The organism is Achromobacter sp. SIMBA_011 (assembly GCF_046535435.1).
Lineage (GTDB): Bacteria > Pseudomonadota > Gammaproteobacteria > Burkholderiales > Burkholderiaceae_B > Achromobacter > Achromobacter dolens.
Map to the genome: position 1 here is coordinate 136,843 of NZ_JAWRWN010000008.1, position 22,147 is coordinate 158,989.

At 67.8% G+C, this 22,147-nt stretch carries 20 protein-coding genes; 9 read left to right on the plus strand and 11 right to left on the minus strand.

The window, feature by feature from the left end; translation table 11 throughout:
• Window positions 1-31: 31 nt before the first annotated feature.
• Window positions 32-1,144: an acyl-CoA dehydrogenase family protein gene (locus SB816_RS23635; protein ID WP_144657174.1), complete on the plus strand. Its 1,113-nt coding sequence runs from the start codon at window positions 32-34 to the stop codon at window positions 1,142-1,144.
• Window positions 1,141-1,941, plus strand: coding sequence for a 2-(1,2-epoxy-1,2-dihydrophenyl)acetyl-CoA isomerase PaaG (paaG, locus tag SB816_RS23640; protein WP_144657176.1), 801 nt, complete (start codon window positions 1,141-1,143; stop codon window positions 1,939-1,941). Before SB816_RS23635 ends, paaG begins: the two co-directional genes overlap by 4 nt.
• A gap of 8 nt (window positions 1,942-1,949) precedes the next feature.
• Here paaG and SB816_RS23645 read toward each other — a convergent pair whose 3' ends face one another.
• On the minus strand, window positions 1,950-2,843 hold the full coding sequence (locus SB816_RS23645; RefSeq protein WP_049055670.1) for a LysR substrate-binding domain-containing protein: 894 nt from the start codon (window positions 2,841-2,843) through the stop codon (window positions 1,950-1,952).
• A 136-nt stretch (window positions 2,844-2,979) separates the two neighbouring features.
• On the opposite strand from SB816_RS23645, the gene SB816_RS23650 reads away from it, so the two are divergent.
• From SB816_RS23650 to SB816_RS23665, 4 genes are read left to right on the plus strand one after another with little or no spacing between them, the layout of a single operon-like run.
• On the plus strand, window positions 2,980-3,810 hold the full coding sequence (locus SB816_RS23650; RefSeq protein ID WP_064523747.1) for a MaoC family dehydratase N-terminal domain-containing protein: 831 nt from the start codon (window positions 2,980-2,982) through the stop codon (window positions 3,808-3,810).
• Complete coding sequence (locus SB816_RS23655) at window positions 3,807-5,000, plus strand: CaiB/BaiF CoA transferase family protein (protein WP_410547621.1); 1,194 nt, start codon at window positions 3,807-3,809, stop codon at window positions 4,998-5,000. Before SB816_RS23650 ends, SB816_RS23655 begins: the two co-directional genes overlap by 4 nt.
• Window positions 4,997-5,830: an HpcH/HpaI aldolase/citrate lyase family protein gene (locus SB816_RS23660; RefSeq protein ID WP_049071535.1), complete on the plus strand. Its 834-nt coding sequence runs from the start codon at window positions 4,997-4,999 to the stop codon at window positions 5,828-5,830. The genes SB816_RS23655 and SB816_RS23660 overlap by 4 nt, the downstream gene beginning before the upstream one ends.
• Window positions 5,831-5,885: 55 nt before the next feature.
• Window positions 5,886-6,782: a sugar kinase gene (locus SB816_RS23665; protein ID WP_020925064.1), complete on the plus strand. Its 897-nt coding sequence runs from the start codon at window positions 5,886-5,888 to the stop codon at window positions 6,780-6,782.
• Between the two features lie 66 nt (window positions 6,783-6,848).
• Here SB816_RS23665 and SB816_RS23670 read toward each other — a convergent pair whose 3' ends face one another.
• Genes SB816_RS23670 through hda form a run of 4 tightly spaced genes read right to left on the minus strand, consistent with a single transcriptional unit; the run spans window position 6,849 to window position 10,112 of the window.
• On the minus strand, window positions 6,849-7,331 hold the full coding sequence (locus tag SB816_RS23670) for a 2-amino-4-hydroxy-6-hydroxymethyldihydropteridine diphosphokinase (RefSeq protein WP_144657180.1): 483 nt from the start codon (window positions 7,329-7,331) through the stop codon (window positions 6,849-6,851).
• A 4-nt stretch (window positions 7,332-7,335) separates the two neighbouring features.
• Window positions 7,336-8,715: a polynucleotide adenylyltransferase PcnB gene (gene pcnB, locus SB816_RS23675; RefSeq protein ID WP_054501838.1), complete on the minus strand. Its 1,380-nt coding sequence runs from the start codon at window positions 8,713-8,715 to the stop codon at window positions 7,336-7,338.
• Window positions 8,716-9,414: an HAD family hydrolase gene (locus SB816_RS23680; RefSeq protein ID WP_144657182.1), complete on the minus strand. Its 699-nt coding sequence runs from the start codon at window positions 9,412-9,414 to the stop codon at window positions 8,716-8,718.
• On the minus strand, window positions 9,411-10,112 hold the full coding sequence (gene hda, locus SB816_RS23685; RefSeq protein WP_006388889.1) for a DnaA regulatory inactivator Hda: 702 nt from the start codon (window positions 10,110-10,112) through the stop codon (window positions 9,411-9,413). Before hda ends, SB816_RS23680 begins: the two co-directional genes overlap by 4 nt.
• A gap of 316 nt (window positions 10,113-10,428) precedes the next feature.
• Between hda and purM the strand changes: the two genes are divergently transcribed.
• Window positions 10,429-11,478 carry a phosphoribosylformylglycinamidine cyclo-ligase gene (gene purM, locus SB816_RS23690; protein ID WP_054501837.1) on the plus strand — a complete coding sequence of 350 codons (1,050 nt, stop codon included), beginning with the start codon at window positions 10,429-10,431 and terminating at the stop codon, window positions 11,476-11,478.
• A gap of 60 nt (window positions 11,479-11,538) precedes the next feature.
• Here the strand turns inward: purM and SB816_RS23695 are convergent, their stop codons facing one another.
• The 3 genes from SB816_RS23695 to mutL all read right to left on the minus strand — a co-directional run bounded on the left by SB816_RS23695 (window position 11,539) and on the right by mutL (window position 15,021).
• Complete coding sequence (locus SB816_RS23695; RefSeq protein ID WP_410547622.1) at window positions 11,539-12,033, minus strand: hypothetical protein; 495 nt, start codon at window positions 12,031-12,033, stop codon at window positions 11,539-11,541.
• A gap of 84 nt (window positions 12,034-12,117) precedes the next feature.
• Window positions 12,118-13,071, minus strand: a complete 954-nt coding sequence (gene miaA, locus SB816_RS23700) for a tRNA (adenosine(37)-N6)-dimethylallyltransferase MiaA (RefSeq protein ID WP_410547623.1) — start codon at window positions 13,069-13,071, stop codon at window positions 12,118-12,120.
• 3 nt (window positions 13,072-13,074) lie between these two features.
• Complete coding sequence (gene mutL / locus SB816_RS23705) at window positions 13,075-15,021, minus strand: DNA mismatch repair endonuclease MutL (protein WP_144657188.1); 1,947 nt, start codon at window positions 15,019-15,021, stop codon at window positions 13,075-13,077.
• Between the two features lie 97 nt (window positions 15,022-15,118).
• Here mutL and SB816_RS23710 point away from each other — a divergent pair, with 97 nt between their 5' ends.
• Window positions 15,119-15,757: a VTT domain-containing protein gene (locus SB816_RS23710; RefSeq protein WP_006388894.1), complete on the plus strand. Its 639-nt coding sequence runs from the start codon at window positions 15,119-15,121 to the stop codon at window positions 15,755-15,757.
• Between the two features lie 48 nt (window positions 15,758-15,805).
• Here the strand turns inward: SB816_RS23710 and SB816_RS23715 are convergent, their stop codons facing one another.
• From SB816_RS23715 to tsaE, 3 genes are all read right to left on the minus strand, one after another.
• Entirely contained in the window at window positions 15,806-18,241 is a 2,436-nt protein-coding gene (locus SB816_RS23715) for a TonB-dependent receptor domain-containing protein (protein WP_410547624.1), read from the minus strand.
• Between the two features lie 314 nt (window positions 18,242-18,555).
• The gene (locus SB816_RS23720) at window positions 18,556-19,935 is read right to left on the minus strand and encodes an N-acetylmuramoyl-L-alanine amidase (RefSeq protein WP_054501832.1); all 1,380 of its coding nucleotides are present in this window, start codon (window positions 19,933-19,935) and stop codon (window positions 18,556-18,558) included.
• Window positions 19,863-20,402, minus strand: coding sequence for a tRNA (adenosine(37)-N6)-threonylcarbamoyltransferase complex ATPase subunit type 1 TsaE (tsaE, locus tag SB816_RS23725; RefSeq protein WP_081273397.1), 540 nt, complete (start codon window positions 20,400-20,402; stop codon window positions 19,863-19,865). Before tsaE ends, SB816_RS23720 begins: the two co-directional genes overlap by 73 nt.
• Before the next feature lie 170 nt (window positions 20,403-20,572).
• Between tsaE and fumC the strand changes: the two genes are divergently transcribed.
• Complete coding sequence (gene fumC, locus SB816_RS23730) at window positions 20,573-21,964, plus strand: class II fumarate hydratase (RefSeq protein ID WP_054501831.1); 1,392 nt, start codon at window positions 20,573-20,575, stop codon at window positions 21,962-21,964.
• Window positions 21,965-22,147: the final 183 nt, after the last annotated feature.

A 22,147-nucleotide genomic window follows, 5' to 3' on the forward strand; every position in this document is an offset into this window, starting at 1 on the left:
AGACAGGCGCGCGCCGCAAGGAGCACGACACATGGATTTCCTCTATACCGAAGAACAGCGCATGCTGGCCGACAGCCTGCGCCGCCTGGTGGACCAGGCATGGACCCGGCCTCGGCGCCGGGCCCGCGAGGCCGCCGGCCGGCTCGATCCGGCGGCCTGGAGCGCGCTGGCCGAGCTGGGCGTGCTGGGGCTGAACATTCCGCAGGAAGCGGGCGGCTTCGGCGAAGTGCCGGCCAGCCTGCTGCCGGTGCACCTGGAACTGGGGCGCGGGCTGGTGGCCGAGCCGGTGATCCCGAGCGCCGTGATGGGCGCGGCCCTGATCGGCGCCTGCGACGCCGCCGCGCGTGAGCGCTGGTTGCCCGCCATCGCCTCGGGCGAGCAGGTGGTCAGCGTGGCGTACCAGGAACCCGGACGCCGCTACCAGGCCGATCCGAATGACTGCCGCGCAACGCGCGACGGCAACGGCTGGCGTTTGGACGGCGCCAAGCACCTGGTGTGGCATGGCGCCGCGGCCCATGCCTGGTTGGTGAGCGCACGGGCCGACGACGGCGCCACGCTGCTGCTGGCGGTGCCGGCGGATGTCACTGGGGTACGCGTCACCGACACGCCGACGCTGGACGGCGCGCGTTGCGCCCGCCTGGATTTCGACGCGGCATCGCTTGGCGCGGACGCACTGCTGGCGCGGGGCGAGGCGGCCGACGCGGCCCTGGCGCAGGCGCTGCAATGGGGGACGGCGGCGCTATGCGCCCACGCTGCGGGCGCGATGGAGCGGTTGCTGGAGATCACCGTCGACTATCTCAAGACGCGCAAGCAGTTCGGCCAGCCGCTGGCCGCGTTCCAGGCCTTGCAGCACCGCCTGGCGGAAATGCTGGTGGCCAAGGAACTGGCGCTATCGATGGCCTACGTGGCGGTGGCCGCGCTGACCGAACCCGACCCGGCGCAGCGCCGCCGCATGCTGGCCTCGGCCAAGCTCGAAATCGCGCGCGCGGGCCGGCTGGTGGCGCAGATGGCGGTGCAATTGCATGGCGGCATGGGCATGACGGACGAGCTGGAGGTGGGCGACTACTTCAAGCGCCTGACGGTGGCGGACCTGTTGCTGGGCGACAGCGCCGAGCAACTGGCGGTGCTGGAGGAACTGGCATGAGCCATGACCGCTACACCGAGATCACGTTCACGCTGGAGCAGGGCGTCGGCCTCATCACCCTCAACCGCCCCGAGCGCCTGAACAGCTTTACCGCCGTCATGCACGCCGAGCTGGCGCGGGCGCTGGATGCGCTGGAGGCGCACGCCGGCTTGCGCGGCGTGATCCTGACTGGCGCCGGCCGCGGCTTCTGCGCCGGCCAGGACCTGGGCGAGCGCAAGCCGGCCGAGGACGGTTCGCGCCGCGACCTGAGCGAGAACCTGGAAAAACTGTACAAGCCGCTCATCCTGCGGCTGCGCGCGCTGCCGGCGCCGGTGGTGTGCGTCATGAACGGCGTGGCGGCCGGCGCTGGCGCCAGCCTGGTGCTGGCCTGCGACGTGGTGTTCGCGGTGGAGTCGGCGCGCTTCATCCAGGCCTTCAGCAAGATCGGCCTGCTGCCGGACGCCGGCGGCACCTGGTTCCTGCCGCGCCTGGTGGGCTCGGCGCGCGCCATGGGCGCGGCCTTGTTCGGCGAGGCCGTCAGCGCGCGCCAGGCCGAGGCCTGGGGGCTGATCTGGCGCGTGGTGCCGGATGCGGACCTGGCCGCGACGCTGGCCGAGGTCCGCGCCACCCTGGCGGACGGGCCGACGCGCGCCTACGCCGCCACCAAGCAGGCGCTGCATGCGTCCAGCGGCAACACGCTGGCGCAGCAGTTCGACCTGGAATGCGCCTTGCAGCGCGAGCTGGGCTACACCGACGACTACCTGGAGGGCATGCGCGCCTTCGCGCAGAAGCGCGCGCCGGCGTTCACGGGGCGCTAGGGCCTGCGTCAGGCCGCCGCCGGCTGCCGGATCTGCTCGATCAGTTCACGCGCGCAGCCGGGCAGGGCGTCGATGTCGCGCACCAGCAGCTTGCGTTCGCGCACCACCCAGGGCTCGTCCAGCTCCACCACGCGCAGCTTCATCTCCGCGCCGTAGCGGCGCGCGGCCGAATCCGGGATCACGCCGACGCCGACGCCCGCCTGCACCATCCGGCAGATGGAATCGAAGCTGTAGAGCTGGATGCGTTGCGGCAGGCGCTGGCCGATGCGCTCGAGCTGGTCGCGCAGGAACGCCACCAGGGTCGAGCCCTCATGCATGGTGATGAACGGATAGCGCACCGCGTCGGCCAGCTTGACCTTGTCCTGCTCCTGCAGCGGATGGCCATTGGGCACCACCAGCACCAGCCGGTCGGTGCTGAAGTGGATGGTCTGCAGTTCGGGCGCGTCGACCGGCCCGGCGACGATGCCCAGGTCGGTGGTGCCGTCCAGCACGCCGCGCACGATGTCGCGCGTCAGGCGTTCCTGCAGGTCGACGGTGACGCCGGGATGGCCCGCCAGGAACCGCGCCAGGATGTCCGGCATGAATTCGGTGACCGCCGTGGTGTTGGCGAAGATGCGGATGTGGCCGGCATCGCCGTCGGCCTGCTCCTGGAAGTCGTGCTTCAGGTGATCGACCTGGCGCATGATGACCCGCGCGTGCTGCAACAGCCGCTGGCCGGCCGGGGTGATTTCCACGCCGCGGCTGTCGCGGTACAACAGGCGGGTGTTGAGCTGGTTCTCCAGCGCCTTGATGCGCACGCTGACCGCGGCCAGCGACAGGTGGGCGCGCTTGGCGGCCTGCGTCAGGCTGGGGGATTCGGCGATGTGGATGAACAGGCGGAGGTCGGCGAGATCGAAGTGCATGGCGCCTATATTACGGCGGCGGGCGCCGGGCGCACGATTCAGGCGCCCCAAAGCCGGCCTTGAGGAAAAATGAATTCACAGTGTCCCCGCCATGCGGGATGCTAGCCACCAGATCAATCATCAGAGGAATATCGGCATGACATCGACAGACCCGGCCGGCTGGATCGGCAGCGGCGAGCGCCAGGCGGACGCGCTGGACCCCGGCCATGCGGCGCGCATCGCCGCCACGCTGGGCGGCCCCGCGCCCGCCGTGGGCGACCCCTTGCCCCCCTTGTGGCAATGGGCGTTCTTCATCAGCACGGTCGCGGCCGATGGCTTGGGGACGGATGGGCACCCGGCCCGCGGCGGCTTCCTGCCGCCGGCGCAGGACCGCAACCGCATGTGGGCCGGCGGCCGCGTCGAATTCCGCCAGCCGCTTAGGGTGGGCGTGCCGGCCGAACGGGTTTCGGTGGTGGCCGACGTCAAGGAAAAGGCCGGCCGCACCGGCGCGCTGCTGTTCGTGACGGTGCGCCACGAATACCGCCAGGACGGCGAGGTGGCCATCCTGGAAGAGCAGGACATCGTCTACCGCCAGCCCACGCCGCCCAAGCTCGCCGGCACCGAGCCGGCGCCGCAGGCCCAGTGGCGCGACACCATCGAGCCGACCTCGGTGCTGCTGTTCCGCTATTCGGCCGTGACCTTCAACGGCCACCGCATCCATTACGACCATCCCTACGTCACCGCCACCGAAGGCTATCCGGGCCTGGTGGTGCACGGCCCGCTGATCGCCACCGAGATGGTCGCCGCCTTCCTGCGCGCCCACCCCGGCGCGCGCCCCACGCACCTGTCGTATCGCGGCCTGCGGCCGCTGATCGCGCCCACGCCCTTCCAGGTCGCCGGCCGCATCGACGAGCCGGGTCTGGCCCGGCTCTGGGCCGAGCAGGACGGCACGCTGGCCCACCAGGCCGAACTGAGGTTCACCGCATGAGCACGCCAGCCCCCCGCCCGCTGGACGGCATCACCGTCGTCAGCCTCGAACACGCCATCGCCGCCCCGTTCTGCACCCGCCAGCTCGCGGACATGGGCGCGCGCGTCATCAAGATCGAACGCCCCGGCGCGGGCGACTTCGCCCGCGGCTACGACGAGCGCGTGCGCGGCCTGTCTTCGCACTTCGTCTGGACCAACCGTTCCAAGGAAAGCCTGACGCTGGACCTCAAGCGCGACGAAGCCGGCGACATCATGGAACGCCTGCTGCAACAGGCCGACGTGCTGGTGCAGAACCTGGCGCCCGGCGCCGCCGCGCGCCTGGGCCTGTCGTTCGAGGCGCTGCACGCCAGGCACCCGCGCCTGATCGTCTGCGACATCTCCGGCTATGGCGAAGGCGGCCCCTACCAGGACAAGAAGGCCTACGACCTGCTGATCCAGAGCGAAAGCGGCTTCCTGTCGGTCACCGGCACCGCCGACGACCCGGTCAAGGCCGGCTGCTCCATCGCCGACATCTCGGCCGGCATGTACGCTTATTCCGCCATTCTCAACGCGCTGCTGCTGCGCCAGAAGACCGGCCTGGGCAGCCGCCTGGACGTCTCCATGCTCGAGAGCATGGTCGAGTGGATGGGCTTCCCGATGTACTACGCGTTCGAGGGCGCGGCGCCGCCGGTGCGCGCCGGCGCGGCCCACGCCTCGATCTATCCCTACGGGCCGTTCCCCACCGGCGACGGCAATACCATCATGCTGGGCCTGCAGAACGAACGCGAATGGCGCGTGTTCTGCGCCCAGGTGCTGCGCCAGGCCGAGCTGGCCGAGGACCCGCGTTTCGCCACCAACTCGCTGCGCACCGCCAACCGCGAGGCCCTGCGCGCGCTGATCGTCGCGGCCTTCGCCGACCTCAGCGTGCAGCAGGTCACCGACCGGCTGGAAGACGCGCAGATCGCCAACGCCCGGGTCAACGACATGGCCGGGGTCTGGGCCCACCCGCAATTGCGGGCGCGCGACCGCTGGAGCCAGGTCGACAGTCCGGCCGGCGCGCTGCCGGCGCTGCTGCCGCCGGCCAGCAGCAACGCCTTCGCGCCGCGCATGGCGGCGGTGCCCGCCGTGGGCCAGAACACGGATGCGGTGCTAGCATCACTGGGATACGCGCCCGAACAGGTGGCGCGATTCCATACTTCGGAGGTGGTGTGATGCATTCCGTCGTTCGTACCGCGCTGTTCGTGCCGGCCTCCCGTGCCGAACGCATCCCCAAGGCCCTGGCCAGCGGCGCCGATGCCGTCATCGTCGACCTGGAAGACGCGGTCGAGCACCTGGCCAAGGCCTCGGCCCGCGAAGCGCTCTGCGACTTCCTCGGCACCCAGCCGCAGGCGCGGGTGTGGGTGCGGATCAACGACGCCTCCACCTCGTGGCACGACGACGACCTGAAGGCCTGCCGCGGCAAGCCCGCGGTGGCCGGGATCCTGCTGCCCAAGGCCGAAAGCCTGGCGCAGGTGCGCCATGTGGCGCAGGCGGGGCTGCCGGTCATTCCGATCCTGGAAACCGCGCGTGGCATCCTCAACGCCGCCGAGGTCGCCGGCACGCCCGGCGTGGCGCGGCTGGCGTTCGGCAGCCTCGACTACGGCCTGGACCTGGGCCTGGCGCCGGACACCGCCGGCGCCGAAGCCGTGCTGGACCACGCCCGCGTGCAGGTGCTGCTGCAGACCCGCGCCGCCGGGCTGGCGCCGGCGCTGGACGGCGTGTTCCCGGGGGTCGAGGACCACGCCGGGCTGTCCGCCGCCGCCGCGCGCGCCCAGCAGATGGGGTTCGGCGGCATGCTGTGCATACATCCCGCGCAGGTGCCGGTGATCCACGCCGCCTTCGCGCCCGATCCGGCCGAGCTGGCCTGGGCCCGCCGCGTGGTTGACGCGCACCGCGACAAGGCCGCCGGCACCTTCATGCTGGACGGCAAGATGGTGGACGCGCCCGTCATCACCCGCGCCCGCCGCGTGCTGGCGCAGGCCGGCGAAGCCAGCGCCGCTTGATCCCGTCCGGCGGTGTCCGGCCTACAATCCGGCAAATCTTTCCGCGGACGGTCTCATGAGTGCAGCGCTTTTCATCGGGCATACCTACATCGACGTCACCGTGCTGGCCGACGAATGGCCCACCGGCGACGAGAAAAGCGTGGCGCGCGACTACGCCGTGTCGTTCGGCGGCAATGCCGTCACCGCGGCGTTCGCCTGCGGCAAGCTGGGCACGAAGCCCGACCTGATCTGCTCGCTGGCGCCGGACTGGCTCGGCCACATGTACACCGACATGGCGGCCGCGCACGGCGTCACGCTGCACGGGCGCCAGGTGCGGCGCTCGTCGCTGTCGTTCATCATGCCCAACCATGGCAAGCGCGCCATCGTGCGGGCGCGCGATGCCGACTACCTGAACGATTTCCCGCGCCTGGACGTCAGCGGCTACCGCGCGCTGCATCTGGACGGCCACCAGCCCGACGCCGCGCTGCACTATGCGCGCGCCTGCCGTCAGGCCGGCATCCTGACCTCCCTCGATGGCGGCGGCGTGCGCGAGAACACCGACGAACTGCTGCGCCACATCGACGTGGCCGTCTGCGCCGAACGCATGTGCGAGCAGTTGGACCTGTCCCCGCATGGCTTGCTGGACCTGCTGAAACAGCGAGGCTGCCGCATCGGGGCGGTGACGCTGGGCGAGCGCGGCATGCTCTGGTACGACGAAACCGGCGCGGTCGACACGCTGCCGTCGCTGGACGTGCCGGCCGACCGCATCATCGATACCTCCGGCGCGGGCGACGTGTTCCACGGCGCCTATGTCTGGTCGTACGTCAACCGGCCCGAGCTGGCCTGGAAGGAGCACTTCACCTTCGCCCGCGCCGCTTCGGCGCACAAGATCCAGCACCTGGGCAACGAGGCCGGACTGCCCGGCGTGGACGACGTCGAACGCGCCATGCTGGCGTTCGCGCCCAAGGCGTGACGCGGCCGCAGGGCCGATCTTCACGGTAATCAGGAAGGGGGCGGCAACCGCGCCGCCCGGCGCGGTTCAGTCCAGTCGTTCGATCGGCTGGTCGGTGATGTCGCCGAGCCAGGCGTCGAGGCCGCGGCCGGCCAGCGTCAGCGTTGGCGCCAGGTCGCGCAGCGGACGCAGCACGAAGGCGCGCAACTGCATGCGGGGGTGCGGCAGGATCAGGCGCTCATGCGCCATGGCGGCGTCGCCATGCAGCAGCAGGTCCAGGTCGAGGGTGCGCGGCGCGTTGCGGTAGGGCCGCTCACGGCCATGGCGCAATTCCAGCGCCTGCAGCAGATCCAGCAGGTCGAGAGGCGCCAGCGTGGTGTCCAGCGCGGCGACCGCGTTGACGAAGTCCGGGCCGGTGGCGTCCACCGGCGCCGTGCGATAGAAGGGCGAGGCCGTCACCGCGATGATGCCGTCGGTGGCGGCCAGCTCGGCCAGCACGCTGCGTATTGTTGCCGCGCTGTCGCCCAGGTTGGCGCCCAGCCCGATGTAGGCGCGCACGGGGGCGGCCATGGCCTTATTCGGCGCTGCTGGCATTGCCGGCGGCGGGGCCGCGCGAGGAGGGGCGACGGCGCGGCCGGCGCTTGCGCGCGGCCGGCGCCGGGCCGTCGCTGGCGTCGCGCGGCAGGCGCGAGACTTCCTCGATCATGTCGGCGCGGGTGGCGTCATCGGCGTTGGCCAGGTCCATCCACCACTGCGCCAGCACGCTGTCGAACTCGCCGGCGGCGGCGCGCAGTTGCAGGAAGTCGCAGGCGGCGCGAAAGCGCGGCTGCTCGATCATGCGGAAGATGGTCTTGCCCATGCGGCGCTCGAAGCGCGGCTGCATGAACCAGATCTCGCGCATGTCCGACGAGAAGCGGCGCTGGATCGCGAGCTTCTCGGTCTGCTCGTCGAGCACCGAGTCGGCGGCCTGCGACAGCGCCGGGATGGTGTGTTCGCCCTGGGCGCGCAACTGCTTCCAGCGCACTTCCACCTGCTGCCACAGCAGCGCGGCGAACAGGAAGCTGGGGCTGATGGTCTTGCCGGCGCGCACGCGGGCGTCGGTGCGTTCCAGCGCCAGTTCCACGAAGTGTTCGCCGCCCGGCTGTTCCAGCACCACGTCCAGCAGCGGCAGCAGGCCGTTGTGCAGGCCGTCGGCGCGCAACTGGCGCAGGCAGTCCATGGCGTGGCCGCAGGTCAGCAGCTTGAGCATCTCGTCGAACAGGCGCGAGGCCGGCACGTTCTCGATCAGGTCGGCCATGGTGCGGATCGGCTGGCGCGTGGCCGGGTCGATCGTGCCGTTCAGCTTGGCGGCGAAACGCACCGCGCGCAGCATGCGCACCGGATCTTCGCGGTAGCGCTTGGCCGGGTCGCCGATCATGCGGATCTGGCGCTTCTTCAGGTCGGCCACGCCGTTGTGGAAGTCGATCACTTCCTCGTTGTGCGGGTCGTAGTACAGCGCGTTCATGGTGAAGTCGCGGCGCGCCGCGTCTTCCTCGTGCGTGCCGAACACGTTGTCGCGCAGGATGCGGCCGTGCGCGTCGGTTTCCTGGTCTTCCGAGGCGGGGGCGCGGAAGGTGGAGGTCTCGATGATTTCCTGGCCGAACACCACGTGCACCAGTTGGAAGCGGCGGCCGATGATGCGGGCGCGGCGGAACAGCGGGCGGATCTGTTCGGGCGTGGCGTTGGTGGCGACGTCGAAGTCCTTGGGTTCCAGGCCGACGATCAGGTCGCGCACCGCGCCGCCGACGATATAGGCTTCATAGCCATGCTGGCGCAACACCTCGCATACCTTGATGGCGTGGCGCGAGACATTGCGGCGGTCGATGCCGTGCTTGTCGCGTCCGATGCGCAAAGGCCCCCGGGCTGCCGGCGCGAACAGTCGGCCGACGAATTTTTTTATGGTTTCGGTGATCATTTAGGACTTGGCATCTATGACGTGGTCGAACAGATCGATCACTTGCCAGCCGCGTTCCTGGGCGATGGCGCGCAGGGTGGGGCTGGGGTTGGCGGCGATCGGGCGGGTCACCTTTTCGAGCAGCGGGACATCATTGACCGAATCGCTATAGAAAAACGATTCGGGGAAATCCGCAAGCCCCAGGCCCATGGCGGCCAGCCAGTCGTTCACGCGCACCACCTTGCCTTCCTTGAAGCTGGGGATGCCGAGGATGCGGCCGGTGTAGCGGCCGCGCTGGACTTCGGCGTCGGTGGCCACCAGGTGGGGGATGCCGAAGGCGCGGGCGATGGGGGCGGTGACGAAACTGTTGGTGGCGGTGACCACGGCGCACAGGTCGCCGGCTTCCAGGTGCGATTCGACCAGCGCGCGCGCGGCGGGGGTGATCGACGGGCGGATGACCTCGGCCATGAAGGCCTCGTGCCAGGCGGCCAGGTCGAACGGCGCGTGCGCCGCCAGCAGGCCCAGCATGAACTCGGCGGCCTGTTCGGCGGTGAGTTCGCCGCGGTTGTAGCGGTCCATCAGGTCGTCGTTCTGGCGACGGGCCTCGTCCGGATCGCCGGCGCGGCCGGTGCGCGCCAGGTAGTCGGCCCATTGGTAGTCGCTGTCCAGCGGCAGCAGGGTGTGATCCAGGTCGAACAGGGCGAGACGTCGGGAGGTCATGTGCGTTGTGAATCCGGGTCTGCGAGCATGGCGCGCAGCAGGGGCAGGGTGATGGGACGGCCGGTGGCCAGCGAGTATCGGTCCAGCGCGTCCAGCAACGCCGCCAGCTTGCGGATGTCGCGCTCGTGATGCGTCAACATCCAGTTGATGATTTCGGGCGCCAGGTGCAGGCCGCGTTCGGCCGCCTGGGCCGCCAGCGCCGCCAGCTTGTCGGCGTCTGACAGCGGGTCGAGGCGGAACACCAGGTCCCAGCCCAGCCGGGTGCGCAGGTCCTCGCGCAGCGGCATCGATAGCGTCGAGCGGTCGCCCGCCACGGCCAGCGCGAAGGCGCGGCCGGTGGCGGCCGATTCGCGCCAGCGGTTGTACAGGGCAAAGAGGCCCGCCTGGCGGTGCTCGTCCATGAGGTGCACGTCGTCCACCGCCACGAACTTGGGCATGGGCGACTTGGAGTCGGCCTCGGCCAGCACGCGCAGGATGTTGGCGCTGTTGGCCGCTTCGATGTAGACGGCGTCGGGGCGCGCGGTCAGCGCGCGCAGCAGGTGGCTGCGGCCGCAGCCGGCCGAGCCCCAGATGTACAGCGCGCGGCCGGGAGCGAGCGTGCGCACGGCCGCCAGCGCCTCTCCGTTGGGACCGGCGATGAAATTGTTCAGCGAGGGCGCTGGCGCGGGAAGAACGTCGAGCAGCAGCTGGCGGTTCATGAGAGGTTATCGATCAGGCGGGTAGAGCCAGGCTCCGGGGTGAGCCCATGGCCGGCGGCGGCGTTGCCCGCCAGAAACTGGCAAAATCGCTATCGGCCAACCCTACACTTTAAACCACCCGGGGCGCCGGTGTCGCGTCCAAGCCCTTTGCCTGGCTTGGGTTTGCGCCAAAATGGCGCCGCGCCGGGCCGGAGCCGTCCCTCCCGCCGCCGGCGGCTTTCGCCGGGCGCTGGCCAGGACCGGGCCGCAACATCGTAAAATGCAGGGCGTTCCACCCCAATTCCCAGCAATTGTTACATATCCCACGGCATTTCTCATGACGAATCAACCCAAAGCTCCCCTGACCTACCGTGACGCCGGTGTCGACATCGACGCGGGCGACGCCCTGGTCGACCGTATCAAACCGCTTGCGGCGCGCACCATGCGTCCCGGGGTGCTGGCCGGTATCGGCGGCTTTGGCGGCCTGTTCGAAGTGCCCAAGCACTACAAGGAGCCGGTGCTCGTTTCCGGCACCGACGGCGTCGGCACCAAGCTGCGCCTGGCGTTCGACTGGAACCGCCACGACACCGTCGGCATCGACCTGGTGGCGATGAGCGTCAACGACATCCTGGTGCAGGGCGCCGAGCCGCTGTTCTTCCTGGATTACTTCGGTTGCGGCAAGCTTTCGGTGGACACGGCGGCGTCGGTGGTGGGCGGCATCGCCAAGGGCTGCGAACTGTCGGGCTGCGCCCTGATCGGCGGCGAAACCGCCGAAATGCCGGGCATGTACCCCGACGGCGAATACGACCTGGCTGGGTTCGCGGTGGGCGCGGTCGAGAAGTCGGCCATCATCGACGGCAAGTCGATCAAGGTCGGCGACGTGGTGCTGGGCCTGGCGTCCAGCGGCGCGCACTCGAACGGCTATTCGCTGCTGCGCAAGATCCTCGAGCGCGCCGGCGCCAAGCCCGACGACGACTTCCACGGCCAGCCGCTGGTCGACGTGGTCATGGCCCCCACCCGCATCTACGTCAAGCAGGTGCTGGCCGCGCTGGCCAAGCACGGCGCCGCCATCAAGGGCCTGGCCCACATCACCGGCGGCGGCCTGCTCGACAACGTGCCGCGCATCCTGCAGGACGGCCTGTCGGCCCGCCTGCGGCGCGACAGTTGGGAAATGCCCAAGCTGTTCCAGTGGCTGCAGGAGCAGGGCGGCGTCGAGGACACCGAGATGTACCGCGTCTTCAACTGCGGCATCGGCATGGTGCTGGTGGTGGATCCGGCCCAGGCCGACGCGATCGCCGCCACGCTGCGCGAGCAGGGCGAAACCGTCAGCAAGCTGGGCGAGATCGTCGCGCAGACCGAAGGCATGCCGCAGACCGTGGTGGTCTGAGCCGGCTGGCCTTGCAATGAACAACCCGCCCTGGTGGCGGGTTTTTCTTTCGCAGTCCGGCTAGAAGAACTTGACCCGGCCCGCGTCCTCGCGGAATGCTTCTCCCGTATCCAGGTCCGTGCGCCAGATGGTGTCGTGAACGGACAGAAAGCCACGCACCTCCCGGTTGGCGTCCCGCGCGTCGCGCCAGGCCCCCTGGAACCAGGCGAGGTAGGTCTCCGTCATCATTTCGCGCAGTTCATCGCCGAAATCGTCGTCCTCGTTGTCCATGGCTTCGGTCAACGCGGCGTCGACATCGGGCGGAATCAACGGGTACTGCAATGCCAACCGCAGGCCCCGTCCACAGTAGCCGGAACGCGTGTTCAAGGGAATCGCGACGGGAGTGAACGACTCCCAGTCGTACTCGAAGTGGATGGCGTCCACGGTTTCCCTGGAAACGCCCTGGTCCAGCGTGAACGGGCGTTCGCGGAGCAACCGCTGGATTTCGCCGATCAAGGCCTCGTTCTGCCTGCGCAGCCCGGCGGCAAAAGACTGGTTCGCTTCGTTGATTTCCATCCGTTCGATATCCCGTGGTCAGGCGCTGCCGCAAGGGCCGGCTGCGGCGAAAAGGTCAGGCGCGAAGGCGGGCAGCCTCTTGCGTCAGGATGCATCGTCCAGCGCCGTGGCCACCGCGTCGATGGTCCGCGCCACCGCATCGGCCGCCAGGCAGTCGACGATGACGCGCTCGGGCTGGGCGCGCAGCCAGGTGATCTGGCGCTTGGCCAACTGGCGGGTGGCGGCGATGCCCTGTTCGCGGGCTTCTTCCAGGCTGATCTCGCCGTCGAGATGGGCCCACATCTGGCGGTAGCCGACGCAGCGCACCGACGGCAGGCCCGGGTGCAGGTCGGCGCGTGCATGCAGGCCGCGCACTTCTTCCAACAGGCCGCTGGCCAGCATCGCGTCGAAGCGTTGTTCGATGCGCGCGTGCAGCGCGGCGCGCGCCGAGGGTTCCAGGCTGATGGTCAGGTAGCGGTGGTCGTCGCCGGCGGCGGCGCGCTGGCGGCCGAGCAGCGCCGACATGGGCTGGCCCGACAACCGGCAGATTTCCAGCGCGCGCTGGATCCGCTGGCTGTCGTTGGGCGCCAGGCGCGCGGCGGTGACGGGATCCAGCCGCGCCAGCTCGGCGTGCAGCGCCGGCCAGCCGTCGCGGGCGGCGCGCGCTTCCAGCTCGGCGCGCAAGGCCGGATCGGCCTGCGGCAGGTCGTCCAGGCCGTCGCGCAGCGCCTTGTAGTACATCATGGTGCCGCCGGCCAGAAGCGGAATGCGGCCGCGCGCGCGGATCGCGTCGATCAGGCGCAGCGCGTCGGCGCGGAATTCGGCCGCCGAATACGACTGCGCCGGATCCCGGATATCCAGCAGGTGCTGGGGCACCTGCGCTTGTTCGGCCGGCGAGGGCTTGGCGGTGCCGATGTCCATGCCGCGGTAGATGGTGGCCGAATCGACGTTGACGATTTCCAGCGGCCAGCGTTCGGCCAGCGCCAGGGTGGAGGCGCTCTTGCCGGCCGCGGTGGGGCCGGCCAGGCAGATGACGAGGGGAGGGGCGGACACGGACAAGACCTATTGCCCGCGCAGGAACAGCTTGTCCAGGTCGGACACCGACCATTGCACCCAGGTCGGCCGGCCGTGGTTGCACTGGTCGGCGCGCTCGGTGGCCTCCATCTGCCGCAGCAGGCCGTTCATCTCTTCGATCGTGAGCTTGCGGTTGGCGCGCACCGAGCCATGGCAGGCCATGGTCGACAACAGTTCGTTGCGCTGTTCGGTCAGCAGGCGCGACACGCCCACGCCGGCCAGGTCGCGCAGCACGGCGCGCGCCAGCGTCTCGATGTCGCCGCGCGCCAGGATGGCGGGCACCGAGCGCACCGCGATCGACGTGGGGCCCGAGGGGCGCATCTGGAAGCCGAGGTCTTCGAGCTGTTCCTCGAATTCCTCGACCACCGCCACATCCTTTTCCTGGGCGTGGAACACCACCGGCACCAGCAGGTCCTGGCGCGGCAGGCTGCGCGCGTCCAGCGCCTGCTTGAGTTGTTCGTAGACCACGCGCTCATGGGCCGCGTGCATGTCCACCAGCACCATGCCGCGGCGGTTCTGCGCCAGGATGTAGATGCCGTGCAACTGGCCCAGCGCCATGCCGAGCGGGTGTTCCTCGTCGGCCGGCAGCGTCGGCGCGGGGGCGGCCTGCGGCGCCAGCGCCGCCACGTCGCGCAGCGGTTCGACGCGCGCGGCGGTGTCTTCGGTCAGCGGGCGATACAGCGATTGCCAGTCGGCGGCGGGAATCCCGGCCGGCTCGGCGTGCAGCCGGAACGGCACCTGCGTGTGCGGGCGCTGCGGCGCCGGCGAGGGCCGCAGGCCGTAGGCGGGCGCGGCGCCCGGGCTGGCGCCGGTATAGCCGGGGCGAGGCGTGTCGGCCGGCGCGGAGGCGGGCAAGCCGCCGGGCGCCGTGGGCGCTGATGGCGCCACGGTCTCGAATCCGTCATCGTCATCGCGCGTCGCCGCGGCCGGCGCCACCGCCGACGATCCGCCCGTCTGCGCCAGCGTCTGGCTGACCGCGTGGTTGACGAAGCGGTGCACCGCGCCACTGTCGCGAAAGCGCACCTCGTGCTTGGCCGGATGCACGTTGACGTCGACCGCGGCCGGGTCGATGTCCAGGAACAGCACATAGGCCGGCTGGCGGTCGCCATGCAGCACGTCGGCGTAGGCGGCGCGCAGCGCGTGGCTGACGGTGCGGTCGCGCACGTAGCGGCCGTTGACGTACAGGTACTGCCGGTCGGCGCGGGCGCGGGCCGCGGTGGGGCGGGTGATCATGCCGGCCAGGCTGACCGTGCCGACGCTGTGCGACAGCAGCAGGCCGTGTTCGGCGAATTCCGTGCCCAGCACGTCGCGGATGCGCTGCGGCGGTTCGGCCGGCAGCCACTGGCGCTGCGCGCGGTCGTGGTGGAACAGGCGGAAGGCGATCTGCGGATGGGCCAGCGCGATGCGCTCCATGGCGTCGACGCAGTGGCCGAATTCGGTGGCTTCCGAGCGCAGGAACTTGCGCCGCGCCGGCACCGCGTCGAACAACTGGCGCACGTCCACGGTGGTGCCCGGCGGGCCCGAGGCGGGGGTGACCTGCATGCTGCCGGCCTGGATCTGCCAGGCATGCTCGCCATCGCGCGTGCGCGAAATAATGGAGACCTGCGCCACCGAGGCAATCGAGGCCAGCGCCTCGCCGCGGAACCCCATGGACGCGACCGATTCCAGCTCGTGGAGGTTGCGGATCTTGCTGGTGGCGTGGCGCGCCAGCGCCAGCGGCAGCTCATCCGGTGGAATGCCGCCGCCATCGTCGGTCACGGCAATGCGGCGGATGCCGCCGCCCTCCAGGCGCACCTCGATCGCGCGGGCGCCGGCGTCGATGGCGTTCTCGAGGATTTCCTTGAGCACCGAGGCGGGTCTCTCGATCACTTCGCCCGCGGCGATCTGGCTGATCAGCAGATCGGGCAGCGCAAGAATGGAGCGGCGTTCTGTCATGGGGGGTTCCGGTGTAGCCATAGGGAGGATTTTAGCCTCTGGATACGGTGGGCTATAGTCGTGGCCTGATTCCCCTTCCGCCTTCAGGGACGTATTGATGCTTGAATTTTTCCAAATGGTGCTCCACATCGACCAGACTCTCGGGGTCTGGGTCCAGCAGTATGGCGTGTGGGTCTATCTGGTGCTGTTCCTGATCGTTTTCGCGGAGACCGGATTGGTGGTGCTGCCGTTCCTGCCGGGCGATTCGCTGCTGTTCATCGCTGGCGCCTTCGGCGCCACGGGCAGCCTCGATCCGGTGTTGCTGGGGGCGCTGCTGATCGTGGCCGCCATCACCGGCAACAGCGTGAACTACGCCATCGGCCGCTACATCGGGCCGCGCGTGTTCTCGATGAACCTGCGCTTCCTGGATCGTGGGGCGCTGATGCGCACGCATGCGTTCTACGAGAAGCATGGCGGCAAGACCATCGTCATGTCGCGCTTCATTCCGGTGGTGCGCACGTTCGCGCCGTTCGTGGCCGGCGTGGCCGACATGCCGTTGTCGCGCTTCCAGCTTTTCAATGTGCTGGGCGCACTGCTGTGGGTGGTCAGCCTGGTGGCGGCGGGCTATTTCTTCGGCAATATCCCGCTGGTGAAAGAGCACCTGAACACCATCGTCCTGATCGGCCTGGCCGCGGCCATCGTGCCGGTGGTCGGCGCGGCCCTGTTCAAGCTGCTGCGCGCGCGCCGGGGCGGCTGACCGCGGCAAACCGAGCCTGGCCACCCCGGAAATGGAAAAACGACGGAATCAGAACATCGCGGTGACGCTTAGCTGGTAGGTCCTGCCAGGCGCGGTGCCCAAGGCGATATCACGCAGATCCTGCTCCGAGGTCGTCGTCATTTTTCTATTGCTGGCGTATTCCCAGTATCTGCGGTTGGTGAGGTTGTAGACTCCCATCGCCACTGTCAGGTGTTTCTTCACGTTGTAGTAGGCCGTCAGATCGAAAATGCTGTATCCGGGTACGCGCAGGTAGTTCTTTTCGTATTTTTCGGAATATTCCTCGAATGAGAGGCTGCCATTGTTCGGGAAATTCTGGCGGACAGGGTCGACGGCTTGCTTGCCCTTGACGAAGGTGGCGGTAAGGCTCGCGCCGTAGCGGTTTTGGGGGTCATCCCAGGCCAATGATGCAATGGCCTTGACAGGCAACACGCTGTCCAGCTCCACCCAGCCATCACCCGAATACGATGATTTCGATTTGCCCTGGTTGTATCCCACGGCAAAAGTGCTGCTCAATCCGTGGGCGGCGCCGAACAGCGCGCCATAATCGATCCGGGTGACGACCTCTGCGCCATAGATGTATGCCTTGTCGCGGTTCTCCGCGATGGTGAGGCTGGAGATCGAGGCCGGAAGCCTGGCCAGCAGGCTTTGCACGCCCGGTTTCGGCGCGCCTGTCTGGTAGTCCCTCAAGGCGTATTTCCGGTTATAGATGAAATTGTCGTAGCTGTTGTAGAAGACATTGCCGCGCACCGTAAGGCCACGGGCTGCCTTGCCAACCACCCCTAATTCAAACTGGTTGCTGGTTTCGGACTTGAGGTCGGAATTGCCCACCATGGCGGGCGAGGCGCGCCCAATCCTGGGGTGCAGCCAGATTCCCGCTATCTGGCTGCTGGTGGGGTAGGAGACTCCGCGTTTGTACTGCAGGTAGGTATTGAACCCCTGCTTGGACGCATACATGACGGTCAACGAAGGCAATAGCTTCCCGTCCGTAAACGTCTTGCCATGTATCTCGTTGATTTCCGCCAGCGTCAATGCGCCCAGCGCGTTGTCGTCGGACGGGGCCTCAAAGCCCTGCGGGTTGATTTTGTGCCGCGAGTATTTCAGTCCCGGCATCACCGAAAACGCGCCGATGGTGATGGTGTCGCTCAGCCATACATTCGTGTCATAGGTTCTGTTGTTGCCCTGCGGCTGCAAGGTGGGATAGTCCGCGCCGACTTGGTCAAACGGCCGGGAAAAATCCGTTATCGAGAAATTCACGCCGTAATTCAATGCCTGGGCGCCATAGTCCTTGGTGATTTCGCTTTGCAGGCCATAAGTCTTGGTGTTCATGTTGGAGAAAGTCGAAACATTCTCCAAGGGGTTCTCCGTCTCCATTCCGGTCGACCACGACCTGGATGAAGTGACGGTGTCCTGCGCTGAAACGGTGTCATCGCCAACGCGCGTTTGCTGATAGAAGACCTTGCTTTCCATCGTATCCATGAGCGAGTTGTTTCGCGGCGTGAAAACGTGCGCCAGGCTGATCGAGTCGCGTTGCGTGGAATTCCGTTGCCTGCTTGCGCCGACAACGCTTTCCTGGGGGGCGCGGCTGTTCAGCTTTTTATACATGGGCGCGCTTTCGCGGCTGGACTTGCGATAGAAATCCAGGGTGCCTATGATCCGGCCGCTGCCGCCGGTGTCGATCACGCCGTTGATCAGCGCGGCATCGGAATGCCAGCGCATCGGATAAGTATCCAGATAGCCGCTGTTGTTCCGCGTCTGCCTGCCATCACGTCGGCTGTAGGCGAACAATGCCCTGGCGCTGTCATTGCCGAACGCGGTGGTCACGCCGTTGTGCCAGCCATGATCGGAGGTGTCGAACTCGCCGGTGTATTCCAGGTAGCTGCGTTTACCGTCCGTGAGATAGGCGTCCGGTGATTTGCTGACGAATGACACAGAGCCGCCGACCACGTTCTTGACCGTGTTCTGGCGCGATCCGGAAGCGATGTTCACCTGGCCGTACAGATAGGGATCGATGTAATCGCGGCCAATGCCAAAAGTGTCTTCACCGCTGGAGACCGCGTAACTGCGCCCGGTGGCGTCCGGCAAGGGGATGCCATTGACATCCAGCGCCACCCGGTTGCCGTCCAGGCCGCGAATGTTGTAGCTGCTGTAACCGCCACGGTCAAAACCCGATTTGCCGTTGCGGGACCCGCTGTTCACGCCCGATGCGCTGATCAGCGGTTGGTAGCGCATGATGGTGCCAAAGTTGTTGCCACCCGTCCTTTTCAGCTCATCGGCGGAAATGGATTGCGTGGTGACATCTTCCGGCCTGATGGTTGCGCTAACAGTGATCGGCGAAAAAATCTTCAGCCCATCACGAGCGTCGTGCCTGGCCTCGCCGGGCGTGGCCTCGTTCGGGACGGTCTGGCCATAAGAGCTTGTGGACAACAGGAGGGCTGCCGCCAGCGATATTTTCGTGCGTTTCATGTTCCAGAATCCCTGCATGATGAATACAGGATTGCGCTGGAACGCAAGGCGGAGCGGATAGCAGGCGGACGGCCATGGGTCTTTCCAAAAGATGGCCGCTAATCTACCGGGGTCGCTTTCCGGTATCTGTATGGATCCGTCTGAAACTCCGGCGACAAGTCTCGCGCTTGCCGGCATATAGGATGGTGTAACCCGACGCTGTTGATAGCCGCACCGTATTCAAGCCGCAGCCAGGTCATCCGAAGGCAATGATGGCGCGCCGCAAAAGAAAAGGGCCATGCGCAGGCATGGCCCAATTCGTATCCGGCATGGTCTTAGCTGACGTCGCCGAGCCGCGCCAGCGGCGGGTTGGCGGTGAAGTAGCGCTGGATGCCCGTCAACATGGCCTGCGCCAGTTTCTCCTGGTGCGCCGTGGTCTTGAGCAGCGCCTCTTCCTGCGGGTTGCTGATGAAGGCGGTTTCGACCAGCACCGACGGGATGTCCGGCGCCTTCAACACGGCGAAGCCGGCCTGCTCGACGCTGTTCTTGTGCAACCGGTTGATCTTCTTGATCTCGTCCAGGAAGGCGTTGCCGACCTTGAGCGAGTCATTGATCTGTGCGGTGGTGGACAGGTCCAGCAGCACCTTGGCCACCTGGCGGTCATGGCTGCCCAGGTTGACGCCGCCGATCAGGTCGGCCGCGTTTTCCTTGTCGGCCATCCAGCGCGCCTGGGCGCTGCTGGCGCCGCGCTGCGACAGCGCGAACACCGAGGAACCGTTGGCCGAGGGCTTGATCCAGGCGTCGGCGTGGATCGACACGAACAAGTCGGCGTGCACCCGGCGCGCCTTCTGTACGCGCACGTGCAGCGGCACGAAGAAGTCGTCGTCGCGCGTGAGGTAGGCGCGCATGTAGGGCTGGGCGTCGATCAGCGCCTTCAGGCGCCGGGCGATGCGCAGCACCACGTCTTTCTCGCGCAGGCCGCTGCCGCCGATGGCGCCCGGGTCCTCGCCGCCGTGGCCGGGATCCAGCGCGATGGTCAGCATGCGTTGCTTGCCACGGCCGGCAGAGGCGGGCGGCGACTTCGGCACCGGCAGCGGCGCGGCCGGCTGCTGGCCGCGCACGCGGGGCGGTTCGGGCGGGTCGGCGCGGGTGGCCGGATTGCGCTGGATGTCCTCGAGGATGCGCGCCAGTGGATCGTCGGCGTCGGGACCGCTCTTGTTCAGGATGGCGACCAGCGGGTCCTGCGCGATCTTGGGATACAGGTCGAGCACCAGGCGGTACTGGTAGTCCGCCACCGGCTTGAGCGTGAAAACCTGGGGCGCCACGGCCTGCTTCAGGTCGAACACCAGCCGCACCACGTTGGGCCGGTTCTGCGCCACGCGCAGGCTCTGGATATAGGGATCGTCGGGGCGGACCTTGGACACCAGGTCGTTGAGCGCTGCGCTCAGGGTCAGTCCCTCGATATCGACCACCAGGCGGTGGGGATTTTCCAGAGTGAACTGTTCAGCCTTGAGCTCGCTGTCCAGCTCCAGCGTGACGCGGGTGTATTCGTCGGCCGGCCAGGTGCGCACGGCCAGGATGGTGGCGGCCTGCGCCAGCCGCGGCACCACCGGCAGGACGAGCAGGGTGGCGGCGACGCTGATCAGGCGACGTCGGGTGGCGCCTGCCGCAGGGAGGGCGCCGTGTCGGGCGGGGGGACAATCGCGTTCAACCATGTTTGTCCTCGAGCGGTGTGCGCGGTCAGCGTGACATCGCGTCCTTGGCCGGCGTACGACAGGGAAATCTGCAGGTCGGGAGGGGGCAAAAGGCCCTCGGCCCGTTCCGGCCATTCAATCAAAACGACCGCATCCTCACGCAGCAAATCCCGGAATCCGGCGTCCAGCCATTCGCGCGAATCACTAAATCTATAAAAATCAAGGTGATAGAAGTATAAGTTAGAAACTTTATAGGATTCAAGCAGCGCGTAGCTGGGACTCTTGATTCGGCCTGTGATGCCGCATTCCCGCAACAATGCCCTGGAGAAGGCCGTTTTTCCTGCCCCCAGGTCTCCCTGAAGATGGATACATGCGCCTGCCAGCCCGGTTTCGCGGCCGGAGACAAGCGGGGCGAGCTGTCGCGCCAGCGCCTCGGTGGCGGCTTCGTCGGGCAGGTGCAGGGTCAGGCTGCGAAGGGGAGCGGACATGGCGCGGGTCGCGGGGCGAGTGGTAAAAGGTCAGGATGGGAACACGGTTCGAACGCAATTATAGGAATTCGGGTTTCTGCTAATCTTATAAGTGATTGCTATTCTCAAATACGTCCGGCCAGGCGGGTTCCGCCGGCCGTGACGGACGCCGCCACGGAGCAGTAAGCGCCATGAAGACCCGCATCGAAAAAGACACTTTTGGCCCCATCGAGGTCCCCGAGGATCATCTCTGGGGCGCGCAGACGCAGCGTTCGCTGCATTTTTTCGCGATCTCCACCGAAAAGATGCCCGAGCCGCTGGTCATTGCGATGGCGCGCCTGAAGCGCGCGGCCGCCAAGGTCAACGCCGACCTGGGCGAACTCGATCCCAAGATCGCCGACGGCATCATCCGCGCCGCCGATGAAGTCATCGCGGGCAAGTGGCCCAACGAATTCCCGCTGTCCGTGTGGCAGACCGGCTCGGGCACGCAGAGCAACATGAACATGAACGAGGTGCTGGCCAACCGCGCCTCGGAACTGCTGGGCGGCGTGCGCGGCGAAGAACGCAAGGTGCACCCCAACGACCACGTCAACCGCGGCCAGTCGTCCAACGATACCTTCCCCACCGCCATGCACGTGGCCGCCGCCGTCCAGGTCGAGCACCACCTGCTGCCGGCGCTGAAGACCCTGCGCGCCACCTTCGCCGCCAAGAGCGCCGAGTTCTACGACATCGTCAAGATCGGCCGCACCCACCTGCAGGACGCCACCCCGCTGACACTGGGCCAGGAACTGTCCGGCTACGTCGCCCAGCTCGACCTGGCCGAACAGCAGATCCGCGCCACGCTGCCGGGCCTGCACCAGTTGGCCATCGGCGGCACCGCCGTCGGCACCGGCCTGAACGCGCACCCGCAGTTTTCCGCCAAGGTCTCGGCCGAACTGGCCCACGCCACCGAAACCGCCTTCGTCTCCGCGCCCAACAAGTTCCAGGCCCTGGCCTCGCACGAAGCCCTGCTGTTCGCCCACGGCGCCCTCAAGTCGCTCGCCGCCGGCCTCATGAAGATCGCCAACGACGTGCGCTGGCTGTCCAGCGGCCCGCGCTCCGGCCTGGGAGAAATCAGCATCCCCGAAAACGAACCCGGCAGCTCCATCATGCCGGGCAAGGTCAACCCGACCCAGTGCGAAGCCATCACCATGCTGGCGGCCCAGGTCATGGGCAACGACGTCGCCATCAACATCGGCGGCGCCAGCGGCAACTTCGAGCTGAACGTCTACAAGCCCCTGGTGATCCACAACTTCCTGCAGTCCGTGCGCCTCCTGACCGACGGCATGGCCAGCTTCGACAAGCACTGCGCCGCCGGTATCCAACCCAACCGCGAACGCATCGCCGAACTGGTCGACCGCTCGCTGATGCTGGTCACCGCCCTGAACCCCCACATCGGCTACGACAAGGCCGCCCAGATCGCCAAGAAGGCGCACAAGGAAGGCCTGTCGCTGAAGGAATCGGCCCTGGCCCTGGGCTACGTCACCGAAGCCCAATTCGCCGAATGGGTCGTGCCCGGCAGCATGACCAACGCCGGCAAGTAATCCCGCCGCAAAAAAAAGCCGCCCCGACTGGGGCGGCTTTTTTTTGCGCGCCGCGCTTGATGGCGCGGCCGCACCCCGCCACTGACCGACTACCTCGCCACCTACAGGAGGATGTGACCCCTCTGCGTCGCCCCAATCTCTCATCACGACGCACTGCGCGCGCTGTCATCGCTGCCATTGCGC

Excerpts from the sequence above, each read along its gene's own strand:
- SB816_RS23635 (WP_144657174.1), top strand. The coding sequence starts at position 32 with ATGGATTTCCTCTATACCGAAGAACAGCGCATGCTGGCCGACAGCCTG.
- paaG (WP_144657176.1), top strand. The coding sequence starts at position 1,141 with ATGAGCCATGACCGCTACACCGAGATCACGTTCACGCTGGAGCAGGGC.
- SB816_RS23645 (WP_049055670.1), bottom strand. The coding sequence starts at position 2,843 with ATGCACTTCGATCTCGCCGACCTCCGCCTGTTCATCCACATCGCCGAA.
- SB816_RS23650 (WP_064523747.1), top strand. The coding sequence starts at position 2,980 with ATGACATCGACAGACCCGGCCGGCTGGATCGGCAGCGGCGAGCGCCAG.
- SB816_RS23655 (WP_410547621.1), top strand. The coding sequence starts at position 3,807 with ATGAGCACGCCAGCCCCCCGCCCGCTGGACGGCATCACCGTCGTCAGC.
- SB816_RS23665 (WP_020925064.1), top strand. The coding sequence starts at position 5,886 with ATGAGTGCAGCGCTTTTCATCGGGCATACCTACATCGACGTCACCGTG.
- SB816_RS23670 (WP_144657180.1), bottom strand. The coding sequence starts at position 7,331 with ATGGCCGCCCCCGTGCGCGCCTACATCGGGCTGGGCGCCAACCTGGGC.
- pcnB (WP_054501838.1), bottom strand. The coding sequence starts at position 8,715 with ATGATCACCGAAACCATAAAAAAATTCGTCGGCCGACTGTTCGCGCCG.
- SB816_RS23680 (WP_144657182.1), bottom strand. The coding sequence starts at position 9,414 with ATGACCTCCCGACGTCTCGCCCTGTTCGACCTGGATCACACCCTGCTG.
- hda (WP_006388889.1), bottom strand. The coding sequence starts at position 10,112 with ATGAACCGCCAGCTGCTGCTCGACGTTCTTCCCGCGCCAGCGCCCTCG.
- purM (WP_054501837.1), top strand. The coding sequence starts at position 10,429 with ATGACGAATCAACCCAAAGCTCCCCTGACCTACCGTGACGCCGGTGTC.
- SB816_RS23695 (WP_410547622.1), bottom strand. The coding sequence starts at position 12,033 with ATGGAAATCAACGAAGCGAACCAGTCTTTTGCCGCCGGGCTGCGCAGG.
- mutL (WP_144657188.1), bottom strand. The coding sequence starts at position 15,021 with ATGACAGAACGCCGCTCCATTCTTGCGCTGCCCGATCTGCTGATCAGC.
- SB816_RS23710 (WP_006388894.1), top strand. The coding sequence starts at position 15,119 with ATGCTTGAATTTTTCCAAATGGTGCTCCACATCGACCAGACTCTCGGG.
- SB816_RS23715 (WP_410547624.1), bottom strand. The coding sequence starts at position 18,241 with ATGAAACGCACGAAAATATCGCTGGCGGCAGCCCTCCTGTTGTCCACA.
- SB816_RS23720 (WP_054501832.1), bottom strand. The coding sequence starts at position 19,935 with ATGGTTGAACGCGATTGTCCCCCCGCCCGACACGGCGCCCTCCCTGCG.
- tsaE (WP_081273397.1), bottom strand. The coding sequence starts at position 20,402 with ATGTCCGCTCCCCTTCGCAGCCTGACCCTGCACCTGCCCGACGAAGCC.
- fumC (WP_054501831.1), top strand. The coding sequence starts at position 20,573 with ATGAAGACCCGCATCGAAAAAGACACTTTTGGCCCCATCGAGGTCCCC.